Source organism: Nostoc sp. (assembly GCF_036919895.1).
Classification (GTDB): domain Bacteria; phylum Cyanobacteriota; class Cyanobacteriia; order Cyanobacteriales; family Nostocaceae; genus Nostoc.
The window spans coordinates 57,378-80,369 of record NZ_JBALBW010000090.1 but is presented as its reverse complement, the minus strand read 5'-3'; the positions used below and the strand labels follow the sequence as shown (position 1 = coordinate 80,369).

Sequence of the window (22,992 nt, the reverse complement as noted above, 5' to 3'; positions counted from 1 at the left end):
TGATTACCTTTTGTTGACACCTGGATTGGCTACGCCCCCGAAGCGACGAAAGGCTGAAACTACCTATCCACGTTGATTAACAAGACTATTATTCTATAAATTGCCTAAATCTTAATTTTATTAGTTCTCGATTTTTATGGCACAATAACGCATTTTTTAAAAGCCTGAATCCTCATGGTTTTTCTTTTGCCAGAGATATAAAACAGGGTTAATTATGTTTAGGCTGATTTCATCATAAATTTATAATTCATCCCCTTGTAATATGCGAGTATTACAGCGATCAAACAAATTTGATCTGCGAAACTATCCAAAACTATCAAGGTTATATATTATGTCCATTATTACGGGTACTCCTAACAATGACTTTTTGTTGGGAACTAGTGGTGACGATCAGATTTCTGGTCGTGGAGGCAATGACAATATCTCCGCAGGTCTTGGAAATGACATCATTGATGGTGGAGATGGCGACGATACGTTGGCAGGTAATGGCGGCAATGATACATTCAAGGGTGGTCGAGGTAACGATAGCATTGATGGCGGAGATGGCTTTGATACCGCAGACTACAGCAACTTAGGCAAAAGCGTCACCCTGTCAGGTGTAGGAACAATCACAAAAGCTGGCGGATTTGGCAAAGACCAACTCTTGAAAGTAGAAAGGGTAGTTGCTGATGTTACTGTTGCCAACAACACTATAGATGCATCTCAATCTTTGTCTGGGGTAGCTGCTGTTGCTGATCTAGAAGCCCAAACCATCTCTGCTCTAAATGTTCCTGGTTTAGGAACATTGACATTTAATGTAGTTAACTTTGACAACGTTATCGGCACAATTAACGATGACAGCATTAAAGGCGACGGCCAAAATAACCAATTAACTGGTCTGGCTGGTAACGACCTAATTGATGGTAGAGGTGGCAACGACCTGATTGATGGTGGAGATGGCAATGACACGTTATTCGGTGGTGATGGCGATGACACATTTAAGGGTGGTCAGGGTAACGACAACATTGATGGTGGGGCTGGCTTTGATACCGCAGACTACAGCAAACTAGGTCAAACCATTACTCTCTCAGGAGTGGGGACAGTTACTAAAGCTGGTGGATTGGGTCAAGACCAACTCTTGAAAGTAGACAAAGTTGTTGCTGATGCTAAAGTTGCCAACAACACTATAGATGCGTCTCAATCTTTATCTGGAGTGGCTGCTGTTGCCGACCTAGAAGCCCAAACCATCTCTGCTCTAAATGTTCCTGGTTTAGGAACATTGACATTTAATGTAGTCAATTTTGACAATGTTATCGGCACAATTAATGATGACAGCATTAAGGGTGACGGCCAAAAGAATCAATTAACTGGTCTTGCTGGTAATGACCTGATTGATGGTAGAGGTGGCAACGACCTAATTGATGGTGGAGATGGCAATGACACGTTGTTAGGTGGTTATGGTGATGACATCTTTAAGGGTGGTCAGGGTTATGACAGCATTGATGGTGGAGTTGGTACAGATACAGCAGACTACGGCCAACTCGGTCAAACTATTACCCTCTCAGGAGTAGGGACAGTTACCAAAGCTGGTGGGTTGGGACAAGACCAACTCTTGAATGTAGAAAAGATTATTGCCGATGCTAATGTTGTCAACAACACCATAGATGCTTCCGCATCTTTAGCCGGTGTATCTATCACAGTTAACCTACAAAGCCAAACTTTGACAGCCAATAATGTTCCTGGTTTAGGGACATTGCCATTTACTGTAGTTAACTTTGATGATGTCATCGGCACAAATGAAGGTGACAGCATTACTGGCGATCGCCAAAATAATAAATTAACAGGCAATGGCGGCAATGACACATTTAGGGGCAGTCGCGGTAACGACAGCATTGATGGCGGAAGTGGCTTTGATACCGTAGACTACAGCAGCTTAGGCAAAAAAATTACCCTCTCAGGTGTAGGGACAATTACTAAAGCTGGCGGTTTCGGAACAGATACAGTCTTTAAAGTAGAGAAGGTAATTGCTGATGCCAGTGTTGCCAATAACACTATAGATGCGTCTCAATCCTTGTCTGGGGTAGCTGCCATTGCTGACCTCCAAGCCCAAACTATCTCTGCTCTTAATGTTCCTGGTTTGGGAACATTGACATTTAATGTAGTCAACTTTGCTAATGTCATCGGTACTGTTAACAATGACAGCATAAAGGGTGACGGCCAAAATAACCAATTAACTGGTCTGGCTGGTAATGACCTGATTGATGGTAGAGATGGTAATGACCTGATTGATGGTGGACTGGGTAATGACACCTTGATAGGTGGTGCAGGTGATGATACCTTCAAGGGCAGTAAAGGTAACGACAGCATTGATGGCGGAGATGGCTTTGATACCGCAGACTACAGCAAGCTAGGTAAAGCCATCACCCTATCAGGTGTAGGACAAATCACTAAAGCTGGTGGCTTCGGAACAGACACAGTTTTTAAAGTAGAAACAATTATTGCTGATGCTAGCGTTGCCAATAACACCATAGATTCCTCACAATCTGTTGCTGGTGTATCTATCACCGCTAACTTACAGGAGCAAACTATCTCTGCCCTTAACGTTCTTAGTTTGGGGACAATAACATTTAATGTACTCAACTTTGATAATCTCATTGGTACCAATGCAGGTGACAGCATTACTGGTGATAGCCAAAATAACCGATTAGAAGGTGGCTCCGGTAATGACACTATCTCCGGTGGCTTCGGTAATGACACCATTATCGGTGGACAAGGTGCTGACATTCTCACTGGTGGCTCTGGTGCAGATAAGTTTGTTTTCAATAGTGTTAATGATGGTATTGACACCATTACAGATTACAATTTTGGTCAAAGCGACGTAATCCAAGTTTCTAAAGGAGGCTTTGGTACTACTAATCTTAGTGACTTCTCCTACAACTCATTAAGCGGTGACTTGTCCTTCTTAGGAAATCAATTCGCCTTCATTCAAAATTCCTCATCTAATCTAACTATTCAGTTGGTCTAAAATTACTGCGAGTTACAACTCCATAACAAGTTAAAGCTTTTTTAAGTTTGTTGTGGAATTACTACCTAGTAGTCAATCAACAACAGATTTAGCATGGTATAGACACGAGCAATTGTGTCTGTACCCATGCTAAATTCGTGTGGCACAAATAATATTAGATTGGTAAAAATATTAATAGCCAGTCATCGATAAGTTTTTGCAACATAACCATTCAACACAGTAGTTAGTTTAGCTCTCTGAATTAGAGCAATACATTACTTCGTCCTGGGTGTTGAATTATTTGATTTTAATGATATTATTTTTTTAGTAATTCAGGAGTAACCCTTGTGGTATTAGTATGATAAATAAATTATTTAAATTATCTGTTAAATATTTACCAGCCATTACAGCTGTATTAACAGTTCTTCCACTGCCAGTTAAAGCAGCTACATTCTTAGTAACTGAACGCGCTGTTTTAGGAGGAACCGATCTAGTGGATTGGGGAAGTTTAGGTAAAGTATTCAATCCCTCTGCTCCTGACTTTTCTGTTTTTTTACCTAACTCTTTTTCAGCAACATCCCAAGGTGGTTTAGGGTTAAATATAAATATAGCTCCAACTAATAATCCTCGGGTTACTCCACCATTTATCTTTCAAACTTTACCTTCCCCTGGAATTCGCAGTAACTTTGCTCCAGGTGATTTTATTCTCTTTGGAGGTATAGATCCAACAGGTTTTATTCCTCTTCCTCCTGGTACTCCCGATCCTGGTACTCAGGGAAACGGTGAGCCTTTGACGATTAGTTTTGCCCAGCCTGTTCTTGGCGCTGGGACTCAAATAGCTATAGACACTAGTAAATCAAAAGTTGAAACTTTTCTCAACGCTTTTGATAGCAACAATAACCTTTTGGGTAGTTTTTCAGTTCCAAATATTTCGTCCTTAGCATTAGATAATTCGGCAGTGTTCTTGGGGATTCGTAGCGACACTCCAAATATCTCACGACTCGTTTTTAGCAGTTCTGCTCCCCAATTCGGCTTGGCCATCAATCAGGTAAGCATTCTTGCAGTTCCCGAATCAACTTACACATTGGCGATATTAGCTTTTGGTGTTTCAGGTGCTGTTTTGAAACTACGTCAACGCACTTGACCAAATCGCTATCGGTGATGAGTCCAGAACCAAGGATATTTCTGAATAATAAATTACCGGGCTAGTTAAAAGAGTCCTTTTTCCAGTAGGGAATTCAGAGCTACTCAATTGCTTTATCTGGTAATTTATTTTCCGGAAATCACCTAATACTGATTGTAATTGATAATAACATTTGCAAGATTCCCTAACATTTATTATCAATTAGGAATTATTTTGACACTACCACAGTGTCGAAATAACTCATGATTGAAAAAGTTTGAAGTTTCAGAAATACTCAACTTCTGTCAGACGTAAGTTACACACAATTTTTATCTTTAGCCAAATTAAAGTCAATGTCATACAAAGAAGTAGAACACATCATAGAAGCTAAGATACAAAAAGCTATACGGAAGCATGAGATCGTAGTTGCTTTTATTAGTAGTATTACTGGCTTAATTTTTATAATGGGTTTGTTTCACGCTATTTCGCTCAACCAGGCTCAAATTCACGCATTTTGCTTGAACTGATTGCCGATCGCACTCAATGGATCTTTACGATCGAGCATTCCCTGCTGTGCATACAACCAATCCAAGTTACACATATTTTTTATAAAAGGGAATTGCACTATGGAGAGCAAAAATCATAGCAGACCTCTATTTGTCTTATTTTTGACTGTATTTATAGACTTGCTGGGCTTCGGAATTATTCTACCGATACTGCCTTTGTATGCTGAACAATTCGGCGCAAAACCGAATGAAGCCACTCTGCTTGTAGCGATTTATTCTTTAATGCAGTTCTTATTTGCACCATTATGGGGCAGATTTAGCGATCGCTACGGTCGTCGTCCAATTTTATTACTGACTCTATTCGGTTCTGTAATTGCATACGCAGGCTTAGGCTTTGCTAACTCATTATGGATGTTGTTTCTGGCTCGTAGTCTTGCGGGGATAATGGCAGGAAATATTAGTACTGCTCAGGCGTACATCGCAGATATTACCACACCAGTTAATCGAGCTAGTGGCATGGGCATAATCGGAGCAGCTTTTGGTCTTGGCTTCATTCTCGGCCCAGCAATTGGAGGTCTGCTGATTGGGTCAGATCCGAACAACGCTAACTTTCATCTACCATCCTTGTTCGCAGGTGGATTATCTCTATTAGCGTTGCTTTGTGCTTTGATGTTACTTCCAGAATCTCTAAATTCTGAAACTAAAGCCAAAATCCAAGTTCATCGCCACCGTCAGCGACGGCTGAACTTACTACAACTGTCACAGCGTCCACAGTTTTGTGTGCTTCTAGGCATCTACTTTTTAGTAACCTTTGCGGTTGCAGCTATGGACTCTACATTGGCTTTATGGTCTAAGCAGCAATTAAACTGGGGTCCTCAACAAACTAGTTATCTTTTTGCTTTCATGGGGATTGTCAGCACAATAATTCAAGGAGGACTAATCGGATTCCTCAAGAAACATTTTGGCGAAGTCAAGTTACTTATCTTGGGAATATTAGGGTTAGGTTTAGGATTACTACTAATTGGATTTTCACAAAGCTTAATTTTGTTATTGGTTGCTACTACACTTGTGGCATTAGGAATTAGTATTAGCCAACCAATATTGAATAGTCTAATATCCCAGATGACAGCCCCAGAAGAGCAAGGGCAAATATTAGGAATTGCCAGTTCTTGCTCTGCCTTAGCACGCATCGGTGGGCCAACGTGGGCAGGAGTTAGTTTTATGAAATTTGGGATTTATGCTCCTTTTTTAAGTGGAACTTTAGTAATGGTAGTCGCTTTGACTCTTAGTTTTCGAGTGACTAAAAATGTATATGAAGTCAAGACAGAGCGTATCGCCTGAGAGGTTGTTTGAAAAGTGTTTTGTTGTGATTTTAGGGACTTTTAGATCCCCCCTAACCCCCTTAAAAAAGGGGGAACCGGAATCAAAGTCTCCCTTTTTAAGGGAAACTTAGAGGGATCTAAAACTTTTGATCTCGAAAAGAGGACTTTTCAAACATCCTCTGACAATCTAGGTCTTAATTATGAATTTAGGACTTACGCAAAATATCTATCAAACTTTCATTTCTCCGTGTTCTCTGCGCCTCTGCGGTTCGTTATTCCGTAACTCTTGCATAAGTCCTAGAATTAAGAATTAAGAATTACTTTAAGGAATCAGGGCGTAGCCCATTACGAATTAATATGACAAGTCGCCGAATATTATTTTTAGGTATTTTTATAAGCATCCTCCTCACCTATGCAATTTGGATCGGTGGGAGCATTCCTGCAAGTATCATCAAACTTCCTGACCAAGGATTAAACTGGTACTATTGGAAGCTTCCCCAACCGACTTTTTGGAGTCGAGCGACGGCTTGGGGTATGTACCTTGGGCATCAGTTTAGCATCTGGGCGTGTATCTTGTGGGCGCAGCGATCGCAGTTGAAATACAAATCAGCATTGCACCCGATTAATTACCTCATGCTTGCCATTAATGGCGCATTCATCGCTTTACACTTCCTCCAAACCTATATTTGGTACGATGCTTTAGCTCAAGATACTTCCATTTGGGCTTCTCAAGGTGCAGTTGTACTTCTACTAGTGTTCGTACTGATTTTAGAAACGCCTCGACGCGGTTTGTTTTTTGGCAATTCTGTGCCATTCAATCAACAGTTTTTGCAAATTATCAAGCTGTACCACGGCTATTTTTTCTCCTTCGCTGCTATCTACACCTTCTGGTATCATCCAATGGAAGCGACTGTGGGGCACTTAATTGGTTTTCTCTATATGTTCTTGCTTCTGCTGCAATCGTCGTTAATCTTTAACCGCGCTCATACAAACCGTTGGTGGACGTTCTCTTTGGAAATAACAGTGGTTTTACATAGTGTAGTTGTATCCTTGATGCTAGGACAAAGCAAGTGGCCAACATTTCTCTTTGGTTTTCTTGGCATTTTAGTACTTACCCAACTCCACGGTTTACCCGTGGGTATCTGGACTAAACGTACTATCTACGGAGCTTTTTTAGTGAGTGTACTGGCGGTTTATGCACTGACTGAACGCGGCTTGGGCAGAATTTACGAAGTAACCTATATTCCTCTAATTGAGTTTGGGCTGGTTGGCGCAATTTACTTAATCTTCCTGCTCATCTTATGGACAATTTCTCGTGTAGCTGTGAAGACGTAATATCATGTTAGGTTTAATAACTTATCTGGCAATACAGTTCAGTTCAGTTAAGGCTAAAACTTTTTACCAAAATCATGGGTAGGCACAATTCATGCGCCTACGTCATTTCTGGACATATCTATTAAAAAACTAACAACTTTACTCACCATTACTAATGTTTTTTTGCTGTTGATAACGCTGTTTAAACTGCTGTTGCTGTACTTTATGATCCACGATTGGGTCAGGATAACCAACAGCATGACGTTCTAAAGGTGGAATTTTACGAGTAACTAAATATTCTGTATCTACAGACCGCAATTCTGACACCCATTGCCGAATATATTCCCCATCTGGATCGAATTTTTGTGTTTGACTGGCTGGGTTAAAAATCCGCACAGGTTTGGGATCCATACCGCTAGAAGCACTCCATTGCCAACCGCCATTATTGGCAGATAAATCACCATCAATCAACTTCTGCATAAAGTATTTTTCTCCCAATTGGGGATTAATTAGTAAGTCTTTGGTGAGAAAACTAGCAACAATCATTCGACAACGGTTGTGCATCCAGCCGCTTTCGTTTAACTGGCGCATTGCTGCATCCACAATGGGGTAGCCTGTTCTTCCTTCACACCAAGCTTGGAAATGTTCTTCGTTTGTTTCCCAAGGAAAGTTCTTAAAGGTATCGCGAAAAGCACCATCAGCTAATTCCGGGAAGTTATACATTGCGTGTTGATAAAATTCCCGCCAAGCTAATTCTTGTTGCCATGTGCGAATATTAACTGCTGTTTCTTCACTGCGGCTGTTTTCTAGTGCTTCTATGGTGGCTTGCCAAACGGTACGAATGCCAATTACGCCAAATTTTAAAGCTGCACTCAGTTGCGATGTACCTTCAACTGCGGGGAAATTTCGTTGTTCTTGGTATTCAGTAATAGCTTTATAAGTAAATTCTTCTAATCGCTCTTGCGCCGCAGCCTCTCCCGGTGCAATAATTAATGGTTCATCCCAAATAAACCCTAAATCTTTTGCTGAAGGTAATGCGATCGCACCTGCAAATTTTGCAGTTTTCTTTTCAGCTTCCGTTAACCCTTCAAGATTTTGTAGTGTCTCTACTGGTTGAGCCTTCGGTTTGGTAATCCAATTTTTCCAGAAGGGGGTGTAGACAGTGTAAGGACTATTACCACCAGTGCGGATCTCATCTGGGGAGTTGAGGATTTGATCCCAGTTTTGGTTAATAAACTCAATGCCTTTTTCTTTGAGGGCGTTTATAATATTGCGATCGCGTTCTTGTGAATAAGGTTCTACATCCCAATTCCAAAAAACAGCTTTGGCATTTATTGCTTCTGCTAAAGCTGGTATCGCTTGTACAGGATTAGCGTGGAGTATTAATAACTGGCTACCAACTTCAGCATATCGCTCTTGGAGTTTCTGCAAACAGCCAATCATGTAAGTTACTCTCACAGGAGCAACATCATCCCGTTCCAGAATATGCGGATCGAGGCAAAACACGCCCACCACCTTCGGACTCTGCCGTTTTGCCGCAGCTAGTCCCGTATTGTCAGAAATGCGTAAATCGCGCCGATGCCAAAACAGAATTAAGTCAGACATTCTATGCTTCATATAGTTCACCCGTACTAGCTTAGATGTTAGTGGTACTAATGAGCATCATTCTGGCGATAAATTTCTTTTGTTGATGGGGACTGGGGAAATCAAACCCCGGTTTGTCAGTCGGAAATAGTGGCTTTTTGTTTCAAGGAAGAGTATACTTTTCTTAACAGTTAATTAGTCTTTCTGTCATGGCTAACCTACTACTTGACAACGGTACGATTGAGAGTGATTTAGGCGAAATAGCTCGTGAACTTGCACCTCTTGGCATTCAACTCAGACACTACGACCCAGGAACATCGCTACTCTTTCCCGATCTGTTAGACCAGGACGTTTTAACTGAGTCTGAGAAAGGTTATTGTGTAGAACTCCATAACAGCGTTTTTGAATTTATTCAACAAGAAAATGGCGCTATCTGGTGTGACTTGCTAAATATACATCCAGCTTCCTTTAATCTTCAGCATTTGATAGCAACCTATGGCCGTTACCATACTCATCCTGCGGCTGAACCCCTCTACGTGTTGGCAGGAGAAATGATTTACGGCTTCGTGCTACCCGATGGCAGCCAAGTACAGCTTTTAGTTCAGGCACAAGACTATCTCTACATCCCTGCTGACGTTGAGCATTGGTGCAGCCCGACTGCATCGTTAAATTGCAAAGCGGTACGCTATTTTGCGATCGCCGAAGGTTGGGTTCCCAATTATACAGGTACTCAAGTGAGTGATTCACTCAACAAGCCGCGTTAAAGCTTAATATTATAAAAGCGGACTATTTTACTCAACTTCTTCACAGTGGATTAACAGTTTTTCCATCGCTTCTGCTAGAGAAATCAACTCTGTCCAAGAGGAACCAGTAACTAAATTTTGAGCATGAGCTAATCGGTTTCGTAACTGTTCAGCAGATTTGAGGAAGCGTTCACCAAACCGCTTGGATTTTAGTCCGAGTTGATCGAGAAGTTCTGGCTGATTTAAAATCAACTCTCGTTTATCACAGAATTGCAGATAATCTAACAAATCGGTAGCTTCATTTCTTTCTTGGCTTTCTCGCCATAGCCGTTGAGCAACTTCTAAACGCTCAGGTTTGAGGACTTTTTGCCAAGAATCTTGGGGATAGTAAATCCGCACCAGCCGCAGTAGATTCATTTCTAACAGCGTTACCAAGCCAAACAGTAGCATTCGCACGGGTGCTTTCTGCAAGTCGCCACAGGTAACAATCCCACTTACCTGATTGCAGTCTAAGACAAACAATCGCGGAGTTTGTTGTAGGATAGGTAGTAACTTTATCAGTGGGGTAGAAATGGCTATTAGTTCTTTGGGATGAAACACTCGTTGATAGTCGCTACATTTGCCTTCTTTGCCTTGCATCAAACTAGAGCGTTCTACATAACCACTAATAATATCTCCTGTCTCAACGCCGATAACATCAAAATTTCGTGCCTGCATCCAATGCAGAACTTCTGTCACCTCCGCATCAGCTGGCATAGCTTTGAGGGGTTCTGCCACGTATTCAATAGTGATATTGTTCTCAAATAAACTCCGCAGGTCTTGAGAACGCGATTTTAGGTATTTCATCCTCTGGTTGTGAACTCACGTTAGATCATCCTATGGCACTTATGCGATCGCCTGTGGGGTTTTCTGCCAGATTACCTTTGCGTATGCGTAGCCCAATCGGAGGCATCACTATCTCAACGAATACCATAGACTTAGATCGTACCATCCTAGTTAGGATAAAGATAGTGACGCTTTGATATTTTCAAGTAACAAAATATTTTGCAGCTATAAAAAAATAAATATTTATGTAGTTATCTGGATCGGATTAGTTGATTAATTTCGCTAAAAATTCCGAAAATTATCGCAAAAAAAATGTTATTACTAAAACGACATATCGAATTAATACTTGGTAAAATTTTACCAAGATAACCAAACCTGATAATATTATTATGCCAAGAAAAGAACAAGGATGGGTTACATTTCAAACCTCAGAGGATGAACGGAAGATTCTAGAGGAGTTCTGCGAACAATCTCAACGCACCAAGACTGAGATTCTGCGAGAACTCGTGCGTAGTCTCACTCAGCATTCGCCAGCACCAATATCACCACCAACTCAGCAGGAAAAACAGGAAGATATCTACTACACTCAAAAGCCTTATATAGAAAGTAGTATTCAAAAAAAATCACTAAAAGTTAGCTCTCGCAATATTCTTAAAGGTGTTGTTAAACGAGTTGTTTATGGAGCAGTTAATAGTGAGGTAACTTTGGAGATTATTCATAAAGTAGAATTAACCTCAATTATCACCAGAGCTTCCGCAGAAGAGTTAGAACTATCTGAGGGAAAAGAAGCTTATGCAGTCATTAAATCTAACGATATTGTCATTGCTAGAGAATAAAAATCCTTGATTTTAAGTGTTGGGTATTAATTTTTGATTTTGGAAAACTTCAAGATAAATTGAGTATATATCGCTATTCAGCGTCGCAGATCCAAAGGGAGTATATGGTAAAGTTTTTGCACCACTGAATAGCCCGTTGTAAGTAGGGCGGTGTAATTAAAGATAACTGGCTAATCACTAGTAAGGGTTTCAAGCCTATTTACGTTACGTAAGATAGTTTGGTTTATTTCCACCGACTTACTTACATATCTCTCTGTTCGTGTCGTGTATCTATCTAAAGATAAATCATTGCTGGGAAAGGAATATAACACGGAAGTATATAAGAAGACATGGGGATTTATCTTTGCATTTTCCAATCTCTGCATCTTCTTTAACAGCGTTCTGTTGGTTAAAGTTTTCTCATTCCCAGTGGTGTTAAGTCTTTGAGTACGGTAAACCGTATTTGCTTGTTAGTTCCCAAAGATTAATTTAATTGTTAAGTTTAGTTACATAAATAAAAAAATGCTGCAAACAAACATTGCTAAATGGGAGAAATTATGAGAAGCCTTAGTATCCTTAACAATCAAGACAAACAGAAAAACTATTTATGCAGCCTGGACTTTAGACCGCATAAGTCAAGCTCTTTCAGAAACAAGACTCACTTAATTAACATTATTTAACATTGAGATGAAAGCTACAGATCAATTGGTGCATTTTTTAGAAGAAGATTTGGGTCTTTCTGGTGGAGCAATTTCTCTTGCTTTGCGACATTGCGAGCAGACTCCCAACTTTCTGGCTATGACCCTCTGGCAGTATGGACTGGTAACACTGGATCAATTATCCCAAATTTTTGATTGGTTGGAAACAGTATAAGCTGTTGCTTCAACTATGTGAATGGTAAATAGTGGACTTTCCTACAAAGTCACATTCTCAACAGTTTTCATTTTAAGGATTGGTAACAACATCTATGGCAATTAAAGAACAACCTAAATCACCTCGGTTTCGGATCGTTGCTAATATATTACTGGCAGTATCAGGAATATTCCTGCTCTTAAATTTATTTTTGCCTGGTTTATTTGCTTCTGGGCCTACTGGTGTTCCTTATAGCTTATTTATTCATCAAGTACAAGAAGGGGAAGTCAACCGGGTTTCTGTTGGTCAAAACCAGATACTGTACGAACTAAAAACAGAAAATGCCGAACCGGGACAGGTGTTTGCAACTACACCAATCTTTGATTTGGAGTTACCCAAACTTCTAGAAGAAAAGGGAGTTGAGTTTGCTGCTACTCCTCCACCCAAAAATACTTGGATTACAACCCTCTTAAGTTGGGTGATTCCACCACTGATTTTTATTGGGATTTGGCAATTCTTTCTGTCTCGTGGTGGTGGCGGCGGCCCCCAAGGTGCGCTTTCCATTGGTAAAAGTAAAGCTAAGGTTTATGTTGAAGGCGAATCAGCTAAAATTACCTTTGCAGATGTGGCTGGAGTAGAAGAAGCAAAAACTGAGTTAGTGGAAATTGTGGATTTCCTCAAAACTCCAGAACGCTTTACACAAATTGGCGCGAGGATTCCCAAGGGTGTATTGTTGGTTGGCCCTCCGGGTACTGGTAAGACACTTTTAGCAAAAGCCGTAGCAGGAGAAGCGGGTGTTCCATTTTTCAGTATCTCTGGTTCCGAGTTTGTAGAATTGTTTGTCGGTGTCGGTTCTTCCAGAGTGCGGGATTTGTTTGAGCAGGCAAAGAAACAGGCTCCCTGTATTATATTCATTGATGAATTAGATGCGATCGGTAAATCTCGTAGCAGTAACGGCTTCTACGGTGGTAACGATGAGCGAGAACAGACCCTCAACCAGTTACTAACGGAGATGGACGGGTTTGCTGCTGGTGATGCAACAGTGATTGTCTTAGCTGCTACTAACCGCCCCGAAAGCCTTGACTCTGCATTGCTGCGTCCAGGCCGCTTTGACCGCCAAGTGTTGGTAGATCGCCCTGATTTATCTGGTCGGGAAGCAATTCTCAAGATTCACGCTCAAAAGGTAAAATTAGGAGATGATGTAGATTTAAGAGCGATCGCTACTCGGACTCCTGGTTTTGCTGGTGCAGATTTGGCAAACTTAGTCAATGAAGCCGCATTATTAGCAGCTCGTAATCTGCGTGAAAGTGTGGCTCAAGAAGACTTCGCCGAAGCAATTGAGCGGGTAGTCGCTGGTTTAGAGAAAAAGAGTCGCGTTATGAACGAGACTGAGAAAAAGATTGTTGCATACCATGAAGTTGGTCACGCAATGGTCGGGGCGCTAACCACAGGAAACGGTCGCGTAGAAAAGATTTCGATTATTCCCCGTGGGATGGCTGCTTTGGGCTACACTCTGCAATTACCAACTGAAGACCGCTTTTTGATGAATGAAGAGGAATTGCGGGGTCAAATTGCAACTCTATTAGGTGGACGTTCCGCCGAAGAGGTTGTGTTTAACAGTATTACAACAGGTGCTTCCAACGATTTGCAACGAGCAACTGACTTGGCAGAACGGATGGTAACATCTTATGGGATGAGCAAAGTCTTAGGGCCATTGGCTTACCAACAAGGACAACAATCGATGTTCTTGGGTAATGGTGGGGCTAATCCTCGGCGGGCGGTGAGTGAAGAGACATCCAAAGCTATTGATAGCGAAGTCAAGGAAATCGTGGAAACAGCCCACGAACAAGCCTTAGAGATTCTCAGACAGAATCGAGACTTGCTAGAAGCGATCGCTACTCAACTCTTAGAAACAGAAGTCATTGAAGGCGAAAAACTACACAGTTTACTGAGTCAGGTTAAACCCATAGCTAATTCGTAATTCGTAATGTCTACACAGAGGGACGCAGAGTATAGCTTTGCGTCCCTTTGCATTAAACGCTAACCACGATTAAATAACCACAAAATTGTTGTTGCTTAGTGATAATCCAGCAGCCAGACAGACATATATTATACAGCTTAAATTCCAATTAGCTTACTATTCTATATCTCTATTTTTTGACCATCGAGACGGTTTTAGCTGGTTTACATACTCTATATATTGAGCTAACGGCTGATCGATACTAAGGAGCAACTTCGGATTAAAGCGAATATTGTCGTAAATCTTGCCATCTTCACCTCGGAGCATATAGTAAGCCAAGCGAGTACAGAATAGCAAAAACTGATTTAGCAGATATCCCACAATACCTTTACGTTTTTCAGTTACATAAATCGGTTGAATTCTGGTTCTTCCAGCGGCAATTGGAGTATAAGCATATATCATATATAGTGGGGGAAAAAGCCTGACATCTTTCATTATTGTTAACAAACCAATGCAACCATGAGCATAACGCATTGAATACTGATATGTAGAACCAAGAAATCTTTGACCTAATTGTTCTCTAAAGGTAGTTTGAGGGAATTGTCCCCGCATTGTAAAGTCAATTTGCGTGCCTAAGTCGCTGCAATGTAGCGACAGATCCATTTTGATATCTAAATGATGAATTGTTTTTAAATGTTGAGCATCAATCCCATTCATCATACAAATATGATGATGGCAACTTCTTTCAAAAGCAATATCAGCTTGTGTAACAATTTCTTTAGTATTTAGCTCATCGAAATCAGCCACTTTCTCTGGTGCTTTAGTATCTGGATAAATCCAGATAAATCCATACTTTTCCTCTGTTGCATAAGCCTGTAATTTAGCTTGAGTAGGAATTTCTGATTGACAGGGTATATTTTGACAAATACCTGTTTCATCAAACGCCCAATGATGAAATTTACAACGAATCCAATTACCATCAACTTTTCCAATCCCTAAATCTGTACCCAAATGAGGGCAGTAAGCATCCAAAGCCCGCACTTGCCCATTTTCACCTCTAAAAATGGCAATTCTATGGCCACATAATTCTACAGATTTTGCTATTCTTTTTGGTATTTCATGACTAGAACAGGCAATATACCAACCCTTAGCAATTACATTCCAATTATTGAAAATTTGCATAATAGTTTGATAGATAATTATTTGAACTTTCTTATTTTTTGCAAATATAAGATTTGGATTTGATTTTTGAAAATATCCTGAGACTGGAAAGCCAATTTTATAAGGTTTAATCGTAAGTTTTATTCAAAAATCAGATATTATTACTATAGAACCCATTTGACATCTAAGAAGGTGCAGCAAGCCTATTAACCATCAACCGAATAAAACAAAGATTAACCTTGGCAGTCGCATTAGCTAAAGTTCTCTCGAAGTTCTTGACGAGGATTTTGCATCTTTCCATCCAAGCATTTGACCGCTCAATAACCCATCTGGCAGCAACGGGAACAAACCCAGATTTACCTTGGTCTTTCAATTCTAGTTTCGATGGTTTTGCCGAAAGTTCAAACCTGATTTTCGTCATGATTTGGGGATAAACCTTTTCTAACTCCTCCTTCAGATGCTCAGGGTGATAACCGTGATCTAGCAGGATGGTGATCTTGGGAATATTAACGGGTTTTGACTTGAAATAATCGATGTTTTTAGTCAACATCTCAATCAAACCCGTATCATCAGATACATTCGCTTTAGTGCAGTGAGTAAAGAAGGGAACCCCAGGGTATCAACGGCTAGATGCCTTTTAATGCCATTCGTCGATTTGTAGAAACAATATCCCTTCGATGCAGCGCTGGCATTACAGGTGTTTTTTACCGCTTGAGAGTCGATGATTAGCAACGTTGTCCATTTGGCTTTTTTTTCACCTGTTCGCGTACTTGAGCGTGTAAGATGCTCATCAGTTTGTCAAGCGCTCCAACAGAGCGCCACTGCTTGTAATGCCAATATACCGTCGAGTAGGGGGGCAAGTCCTTGGGCAAGTCTTCCCAATTGCAGCCATTCTTGAGTTGATAGAAGATCCCATCCAAAATTTCTCGCTTTGTGCAGTTAGGTCGTCTCGTCTGCTTCTTAGTCGGCAATATTTGAGGCAGTAAAGGTTCGAGGGTTATCCATTCTTCGTCTGTCAGGCTGCTAGAGTATGGCATAACTGCTGGATACGACTTTTGCGGTCACTTTACTTCAAGACAGTAAAAGATGTCAAATGGGTTCTATAGTAAGAGCGATTTGGTAAAATTATCTGTTTAATGCCTAATCTAGGAAAATGGCGATGTCTACGACTGGCTGCGCCTACGCACTTCACCGCATCCATAGTCCCACAGCACATATATTGACTTTAAAGGGAGTAAGAAACACGTCGTTTATCAGTTCTTATTGCTTCCTATTGATAATAGGTTTTGATGGCAATCTACAACAACAAATCGGGATGACTGGATTCGAACCAGCGGCCCCTTCGTCCCGAACGAAGTGCGCTACCAAGCTGCGCCACATCCCGCCATAAAAATGGTATTGTAAACTCAGAATATCATAATCTGTGCCAAATGACAGAATTACATCTATTAGCCTATCCCACTAAATACAAATAACATGCTGATCTGCTTCTAAATAAGGAGGTAGAAATGGCAAGGCGTTTTGTAGTGCCGAAACTGCGTTCTTCAATGCCACCTTCACTGAGGCGAGGTTCCTTCAAAGCCGCTTCGCTAAAGCGCAAATAGCATTCAAACCCAATTTGAAACCCAATTTGTTTTAAATGCTCCGAGCGAAAATCCTTTCCACCATCAGTAAACAAATTTTCTGGAATACCAAAAGTTCCCCACTCACAATGAAGTTTATATTTCCAGGTATACTTTTTTGGTAAGCATAAAGCATAGCGAAAGCGACAACCAAAGAACTTGGTGCATCAAAACCTAAATGAACCCCCATAATACAGGGCGAATGGCTATAATCATTGGTGCAGTGAGGATTATAGCCTTGAATATTCCAGCGATATTAACTTGTTAAGATGACATTTAAGTTGTTAACCGACAGAAATATTCTTTATCTGCTTACTCTAGAAGGCTCAACCCACTCATCCCAAGAGCTATCGTAGCCATCATAAGTAATTTTATAAAGATTGTTACTAACTTCTAAAACCTGCCCTTGATACCATTTCCCCTTCCACAAAATTCTCACTGAATCTCCAGCTTGAAATGATGCCCGGAAGCGTGCAGTGCCAACCCATTCATTCCAGGAACTATCATAACCATCGTATGTAATATAGCACTTATCATCATTAACCTTAAGTACCGTTGCTGGATACCATGCTTGCTTCCAAAGAACCTCAGCCTTTTGTCCCACAGAACAGGGTGAGGCAGCTAAAGCACCAGGAATCAGTGTTCCTACCCAAGTTGCTATAAAAATAGCACCAAACAATACTTTGTTTTTCATGATTATTCCTATCCTCAAACTGGAAAACGGAATTTTGATAATGATTAATGAAAATCTAATTCAAAATTTCCAACTAACTGTTACTATTGTTATGGAATTAAATTGGCGATCGCCTCAGCAAAAATTATGAACTTTTGCCGCTAGTTGTGAAGATATCGCATTTGAAATTAACAGCGTTTATAAATTTGAATTATTTGAAAGCCTAAGATACCCGACTTATCCGATAAGTCGGGTATTTAATTGTTAGTGTTCATACTGAAGCGGAATTTTACAGTTTATTGATATTTTTTAAATTACGGGTTCTAAATATAATTTCATAAAGTCCTAGCAAACCCGATGCTACTAGCAAAGGCAAGAAATAATAGACTCCCCGATAAGCTAGGATTGATCCCAAAATTGCCGCAGCCGAAACTTTGGATAAGAGAATCAGCAAAATTATAGTTTCAAATACTCCCAAACCACCGGGGACATTACTAATAACTCCTGCAAACATCGCTAGTAAGTAAATACCCAAAAAGTCCAGATAGGACAGAGATATATTGCTGGGAAGCACAGCATAAAGAACTGCTGCTGCTAAAATCCAATCAAGACTAGAAATTGCTATCTGGATAAGGGATATCTTAAAATCAGGAAATCGAAATTCTTGTCCCCGAATTATTAACGGTTGTTTAATAAAAATACTTCCTACCAAATAAGCAGCGACCAATAGCAGAAAAATTACGCCGATGGGACGCACAGTGACAAAAGGTAAATGTAGTTGAGTAGGAATTTTCAGGGGATTGATGAGAAATAAGCAACCAGCAACGGCAAACATCCCCAGCCAAAAAGTAAAATTGGCAAAAGCAATTACTTGAGCGATCGCAACTCCTGACACTCCCCAACTGGAGTAAAATCGATAACGGATAGCGCTACCAGTCAGCAAAGCAAAACCGATGGTATTACTAAATGCAGAGCTAATAAAGCTGGTTAAAGCAATCTTGTTCCAACTTAGGGAACGATTAATGTAACTAAAACCCAAAATATCGTACCCAATCATCACTAGATAGCCCAAGATTGTCAGCCAAATTGCCCAGCTTAAGCGGCTTTTGGGGATAGCAGCTAGAGAGTTGAGGATGTCACGATAATTATACTCGTGCAGTTCGTTAGCGATCGCCCACAAAGAAAGCACCAGCAACGACAAGCCGAACAGTGTGCTGAAATTGATTTGCAGCTTTTTAAGCATCGTAAAGAAACTTATTTTAACTCTTGACTTTTAACTTACAACAAGTCGCAAAGTTTACATCCTGTTGACACAACATTGACAAATTACTTGCGTAAACTTGATGGTTGCCAGCATAGACTGTCCAATGCCCTTCAAAAATGAACTACAAACAATCAAAAATTCTCTTGCTAGTTTCAGTATTAACCCTAGTTGGCTGTAATTTATCTCCAACTGTTGTAGCAAAACCACCTCAACAGCCGGATGTACAAACAACGCCTTCCGTGATTCCAACCCAGTCTAGTACTGGCGACTTAGCTACTCACTTAACCTACAAAATTGCAACCTACAATAGTAAATTAATGGGTGCAAGTCGCACTTACGGCGTTTCTTTACCCCCTGGCTATGAGCAAAATCCAAAACAAAGATATCCTGTAATTTTTCTCCTCCACGGTGGACATGGTAATCCCACTGATTGGTTTATTCAAGGCAAGGGACAAGCTCTTAAGACTGTGGAACAACTTTATACTACAGGTAAGTTGCCACCCAGCATCATTATCACACCAGATGGCAACGACAAACGTGGCTCTAGTCCCTATTGGGATCCTCAATATATTGATGGCCCTAACGGTAAAGTCTCCACAGCCGTGGGCGATGAGTTAGTAAAAGTTGTGCAAAGCCGTTATCGGACACTAACTAATCCAGATTTTTGGGCAATAGGTGGTTTATCTTCTGGTGGTTGGGGTGCAATGAATGTGGGATTACACAACGTGAATCATTTCTCAATTTTATTTAGTCATAGTGGTTATTTTCATGATAAAAGCGGGCCGATAAATAGCCCAATAACTTATATTAAAAGCATTCCCACACCAGCTAAGAAAAGGTTGCGAATCTACCTAGATTCTGGAACATCAGATATTGAAGAAATCGATGCGGCCAAAAACTTTTCTAAAGTATTAAATAACCTAAAAGTTTCTAATTCGTTTCGTCAGTTTCCTGGCAGTCATACTTGGCAATACTGGCGAGAACATTTAGCTGATTCTTTGACATTTGTGGGCAAACAATTTAAATCTGCTGAAATAGCACATGCACATAAGGCTACTAATTTAGGTATTAATGAGCGTAAAAATATTCAAAACAATTAGCAATTAACAATTGAAATAATTCTATTTTGCAAAACCGTTGAGATTTAAATATCAATCATCAATATGGAAAACTCTGCTGCCATTTCTCATCAGATTAACTATAGTGAGTTCTTCGGGAGGTGATTTTTGGGAACGCCAAATAAATATGAAGATTTCTAAACTTTTAATTAGTTTGGTAGGAGCGATCGCACTCCTAACTTCTGCTGGTTATTATTATGTATTTATCTTGGGTGCGCCACAACTAGACCCACCCAAAGAAGAGGCAGATACTGGGCTGAAGTTTCAATTAGCAACCTTCAACTCCCAAGCGATGGGTGCAGTCCGCAACTACGGCGTGATTTTGCCCCCTGGCTATAATAAAAATCTGCAAAAGCGCTACCCTGTAATATTTTTGCTCCACGGTGGTCATGATGATGCCCGTGCTTATGCTGATAAGTATGCAGTCTTAGACGTACTACATGAACTTTATAAAACTGGAAAATTACCGCCATCACTTGTGATTACACCTGATGGTAATGATAATCGCGGTTCCAGTCCCTTATACGATCCCGATTACTTTGATGGGCCGAATGGCAAAATGGGGACTTTGATTGGCTCAGAATTAGTGCAGGTTGTCAAGTCGCGCTACCGCACTTTAGAACAACCCCAGTTTTGGGCGTTGGGAGGTCTGTCTTCTGGGGGATGGGGGGCACTAAATATCGGGTTACGCTATCTTAACAACTTTCATATTCTGTTTAGCCATAGCGGTTATTTTACCGATAATAGCGGTTCACAAAATAGTCCCCAACAAATCGTGCAACAGCTACCACCTGAAGATAGAAAGCAATTACGTGTTTACCTGGATGCAGGTCTGAACGATACTAATTTGCTGGCTTCTACCAAAGCTTTCAACGAAACCTTAAACAAATTAGGCATTGCTCACGTATTTTATGCCTTTCCAGGCGGTCATGGTTTGTCAGGTGCAGATATAGGCTGGAACTACTTCCACAAGCATCTTAAAGATTCGCTCTCGTATGTAGGAGAACAATTTAAAAAAGTTAAGAGTTAAGAATTAGGAGTTAGAATTTTAAAAATCAGGTTCTACCGCTTCCCTTGTGCTAATACTAATTAGCTGTGAGGTTGCATAGAACCAGCTGCCTAAGCCCCAAGTCTTACCAAGACTAATTTTGTGCAGTTTCACAAAGAATTGGTACAAGGCATTAAAATTAACGTGTTATGGAGAAAATTCAAAACATTAAAACTTAATCGGTATAGGTAATACAGCCTGTAAAATTGGTTTCTTTATTATTTTTAGTCTCTAAAGAGAGTCGTAGAGCAAAAACTTCCTAACTTCCTAACTTCCTAACTTCCTAACTTCTAATTAATACTTTTAGACTAATGACCAATAATTTAAAAACTCAGATTGGACTTTGGAGTGCAGCTTTCCTTACAGGTTTAGTCGGAGTAGTAAATTTGTTGTCAGCAGTGACACCTAACCTATATGGGCGAAATCACTGGCTGAAAGAATTTTTTCCGTTTGATATTCGTGCTAGTGGTCATATATTTGCAGCGTTGACTGGGTTTGTTTTACTCACACTTGCTACTAACTTATTACGCCGAAAACGAATAGCATGGTTACTGACTATTAGTTTACTAGTAATTTCCATTTTTAGCCACTTGCTTAAGGGACTGGACTATGAAGAAAGTCTCCTCTCTGGAGTTCTATTGGTGCAGTTAATCTTGATGCGCCATTTTTTCACGGCGCAATCAGACCGTCCTTCCATTGCACGGGGAGTTCGAGTGCTTATCGGTGCCTTACTATTTACTCTGGCATACGGAACTATTGGATTTTACTTGCTAGACGGCAAATTTTCAGAAAATTTTAATTGGCGTGAAGCTGTACTTCAGACTTTAGCAATGTTCTTCATTGAGGATAATTGGGGACTGCAACCAAAGAGCAAATTTGGAGAATTTTTTGCTAATTCTATTTATATTATTGCCGGAGTTACTATTACATACGCAATGGTAATGCTGTTGCAACCTGTGTTTTGGCGTAATTTAGCAACGCCAAATGAGCGAAAAAGAGCAAAAGAAATTGTCGAACAATATGGACGTTCTTCTTTAGCAGCGATCACACTTTTAAATGATAAAAGTTATTATTTCAGTCCTTCGGGTAATAGTGTAATTGCCTATGTTCCTAAAGGTAGGGGTGCGATCGCATTAGGAGATCCCATAGGCCCCATTGAAGACCGCAAAGAGACAATTGTTGCTTTCTGGCAGTTTTGCCAACGCAACGACTGGTATCCAGGGTTTTACCAAACTTTGCCCGATGATGTTGAGCTTTATAGATCATTGGGGTTTAAGGTACTCAAGATTGGAGAAGAAGCGATCGTTGACCTGAAAAGTTTTACATTACAAGGTAAAGCCGGGAAAAACTTTAGACCATCCATCAGTCGTCTAACTAAGCTAGGATACCAAATCGAGTTTTACCAACCACCCATCGCCAATGATTTATTGCACCAGCTCAAATCTGTAAGTGATGAATGGCTGAAGATGGTACAGGGTTCGGAAAAACACTTTTCTTTGGGTTGGTTTGACGAAGCTTACCTGCGAGAGTGCGAAATTGCTGTGGTGCATAATCCTGAAGGTAACATCAGCGCCTTTGCCAACATTCTCCGGGAGTATCAACTCAACGAAGCCACTATTGACATGATGCGACATCGCGCTTCCATCGAAAATGGCACAATGGACTTTCTATTTATTTCCCTGCTTCAACATTTTAAAGAGGGTGGCTACGACAGCTTTAATTTCGGTCTTTCTGCCCTTGCAGGAGTTGGAGACAACCCAGAATCACGCCGCTTAGAGAGAGGATTGCACTATCTTTACGGGCACTTGAATCGCTTCTACAATTTCAAGGGACTGCACGCCTACAGAGAGAAGTTCCGTCCCCATTGGGAACCACGTTATTTAGTTTATCCCAGTATAACCGCCTTACCAGATGTAGTTGTAGCATTGATTCGCGCAGATTCAGGCGATCGCCTTTTTGATTATTTCAAACCTGGTGCGTAAATAAGTCAGCAGTATGGCAGAAATCCGCGATCGCAGCATAACACCTCATTGCAGAGCGATATCTACGATGGACTATGCCTACACAACTGAATTCTAT

General features: G+C 40.6%; 18 protein-coding genes and 1 tRNA gene. 11 read left to right on the top strand and 8 right to left on the bottom strand.

All coding sequences use genetic code 11. From position 1 onward, the window contains the following. Positions 1–331 precede the first annotated feature (331 nt). From V7K55_RS18445 to V7K55_RS18430, 4 genes are all read left to right on the top strand, one after another. Entirely contained in the window at positions 332–3,004 is a 2,673-nt protein-coding gene (locus V7K55_RS18445; protein ID WP_334833850.1) for a beta strand repeat-containing protein, read from the top strand. A gap of 337 nt (positions 3,005–3,341) precedes the next feature. Then, the gene (locus V7K55_RS18440; protein WP_334833848.1) at positions 3,342–4,127 is read left to right on the top strand and encodes a hypothetical protein; all 786 of its coding nucleotides are present in this window, start codon (positions 3,342–3,344) and stop codon (positions 4,125–4,127) included. Between the two features lie 605 nt (positions 4,128–4,732). Then, entirely contained in the window at positions 4,733–5,953 is a 1,221-nt protein-coding gene (locus V7K55_RS18435) for an MFS transporter (RefSeq protein ID WP_334833846.1), read from the top strand. A 338-nt stretch (positions 5,954–6,291) separates the two neighbouring features. Continuing rightward, on the top strand, positions 6,292–7,269 hold the full coding sequence (locus V7K55_RS18430; protein ID WP_334833843.1) for a hypothetical protein: 978 nt from the start codon (positions 6,292–6,294) through the stop codon (positions 7,267–7,269). Between the two features lie 138 nt (positions 7,270–7,407). Here V7K55_RS18430 and V7K55_RS18425 read toward each other — a convergent pair whose 3' ends face one another. Next, complete coding sequence (locus tag V7K55_RS18425; RefSeq protein WP_334833840.1) at positions 7,408–8,853, bottom strand: deoxyribodipyrimidine photo-lyase, 8-HDF type; 1,446 nt, start codon at positions 8,851–8,853, stop codon at positions 7,408–7,410. 188 nt (positions 8,854–9,041) lie between these two features. Between V7K55_RS18425 and V7K55_RS18420 the strand changes: the two genes are divergently transcribed. Beyond that, positions 9,042–9,596 (top strand): 1,2-dihydroxy-3-keto-5-methylthiopentene dioxygenase, encoded by a 555-nt coding sequence (locus V7K55_RS18420; protein ID WP_334833838.1) that lies wholly within the window; start codon positions 9,042–9,044, stop codon positions 9,594–9,596. A gap of 27 nt (positions 9,597–9,623) precedes the next feature. Here V7K55_RS18420 and V7K55_RS18415 read toward each other — a convergent pair whose 3' ends face one another. Further along, a complete protein-coding gene (locus tag V7K55_RS18415) occupies positions 9,624–10,421 on the bottom strand; it encodes a hypothetical protein (RefSeq protein WP_334833836.1) in 798 nt (265 codons plus the stop codon). A gap of 368 nt (positions 10,422–10,789) precedes the next feature. On the opposite strand from V7K55_RS18415, the gene V7K55_RS18410 reads away from it, so the two are divergent. The 3 genes from V7K55_RS18410 to ftsH4 all read left to right on the top strand — a co-directional run bounded on the left by V7K55_RS18410 (position 10,790) and on the right by ftsH4 (position 14,048). After that, positions 10,790–11,236 (top strand): TOBE domain-containing protein, encoded by a 447-nt coding sequence (locus tag V7K55_RS18410; protein WP_334833834.1) that lies wholly within the window; start codon positions 10,790–10,792, stop codon positions 11,234–11,236. A 666-nt stretch (positions 11,237–11,902) separates the two neighbouring features. After that, entirely contained in the window at positions 11,903–12,088 is a 186-nt protein-coding gene (locus V7K55_RS18405; protein ID WP_334833832.1) for a DUF2949 domain-containing protein, read from the top strand. Positions 12,089–12,182: 94 nt separating this feature from the next. Beyond that, positions 12,183–14,048, top strand: a complete 1,866-nt coding sequence (gene ftsH4 / locus V7K55_RS18400) for an ATP-dependent zinc metalloprotease FtsH4 (RefSeq protein WP_334833830.1) — start codon at positions 12,183–12,185, stop codon at positions 14,046–14,048. 156 nt (positions 14,049–14,204) lie between these two features. On the opposite strand, the gene V7K55_RS18395 is transcribed toward ftsH4, so the two are convergent. From V7K55_RS18395 to V7K55_RS18370, 6 genes are all read right to left on the bottom strand, one after another. Next, positions 14,205–15,209: an aromatic ring-hydroxylating dioxygenase subunit alpha gene (locus tag V7K55_RS18395; RefSeq protein ID WP_334833828.1), complete on the bottom strand. Its 1,005-nt coding sequence runs from the start codon at positions 15,207–15,209 to the stop codon at positions 14,205–14,207. 163 nt (positions 15,210–15,372) lie between these two features. After that, positions 15,373–15,738 (bottom strand): IS5/IS1182 family transposase, encoded by a 366-nt coding sequence (locus tag V7K55_RS18390; protein WP_334833827.1) that lies wholly within the window; start codon positions 15,736–15,738, stop codon positions 15,373–15,375. A gap of 175 nt (positions 15,739–15,913) precedes the next feature. Continuing rightward, the gene (locus V7K55_RS18385) at positions 15,914–16,225 is read right to left on the bottom strand and encodes a transposase (RefSeq protein WP_334833825.1); all 312 of its coding nucleotides are present in this window, start codon (positions 16,223–16,225) and stop codon (positions 15,914–15,916) included. Positions 16,226–16,498: 273 nt separating this feature from the next. Continuing rightward, positions 16,499–16,572 (bottom strand) — tRNA-Pro (locus tag V7K55_RS18380). Between the two features lie 542 nt (positions 16,573–17,114). Then, entirely contained in the window at positions 17,115–17,504 is a 390-nt protein-coding gene (locus V7K55_RS18375; protein ID WP_334833823.1) for an agenet domain-containing protein, read from the bottom strand. A 268-nt stretch (positions 17,505–17,772) separates the two neighbouring features. After that, positions 17,773–18,726 carry a lysylphosphatidylglycerol synthase domain-containing protein gene (locus V7K55_RS18370; protein ID WP_334833821.1) on the bottom strand — a complete coding sequence of 318 codons (954 nt, stop codon included), beginning with the start codon at positions 18,724–18,726 and terminating at the stop codon, positions 17,773–17,775. Between the two features lie 137 nt (positions 18,727–18,863). Here V7K55_RS18370 and V7K55_RS18365 point away from each other — a divergent pair, with 137 nt between their 5' ends. The 3 genes from V7K55_RS18365 (at position 18,864) to V7K55_RS18355 (ending at position 22,895) form a co-directional block, all read left to right on the top strand. Then, positions 18,864–19,847, top strand: coding sequence for an alpha/beta hydrolase (locus tag V7K55_RS18365; protein WP_334833819.1), 984 nt, complete (start codon positions 18,864–18,866; stop codon positions 19,845–19,847). A gap of 145 nt (positions 19,848–19,992) precedes the next feature. Next, a complete protein-coding gene (locus V7K55_RS18360; protein ID WP_334833914.1) occupies positions 19,993–20,895 on the top strand; it encodes an alpha/beta hydrolase in 903 nt (300 codons plus the stop codon). Between the two features lie 329 nt (positions 20,896–21,224). Further along, on the top strand, positions 21,225–22,895 hold the full coding sequence (locus tag V7K55_RS18355) for a phosphatidylglycerol lysyltransferase domain-containing protein (protein WP_334833817.1): 1,671 nt from the start codon (positions 21,225–21,227) through the stop codon (positions 22,893–22,895). Positions 22,896–22,992 lie beyond the last annotated feature (97 nt).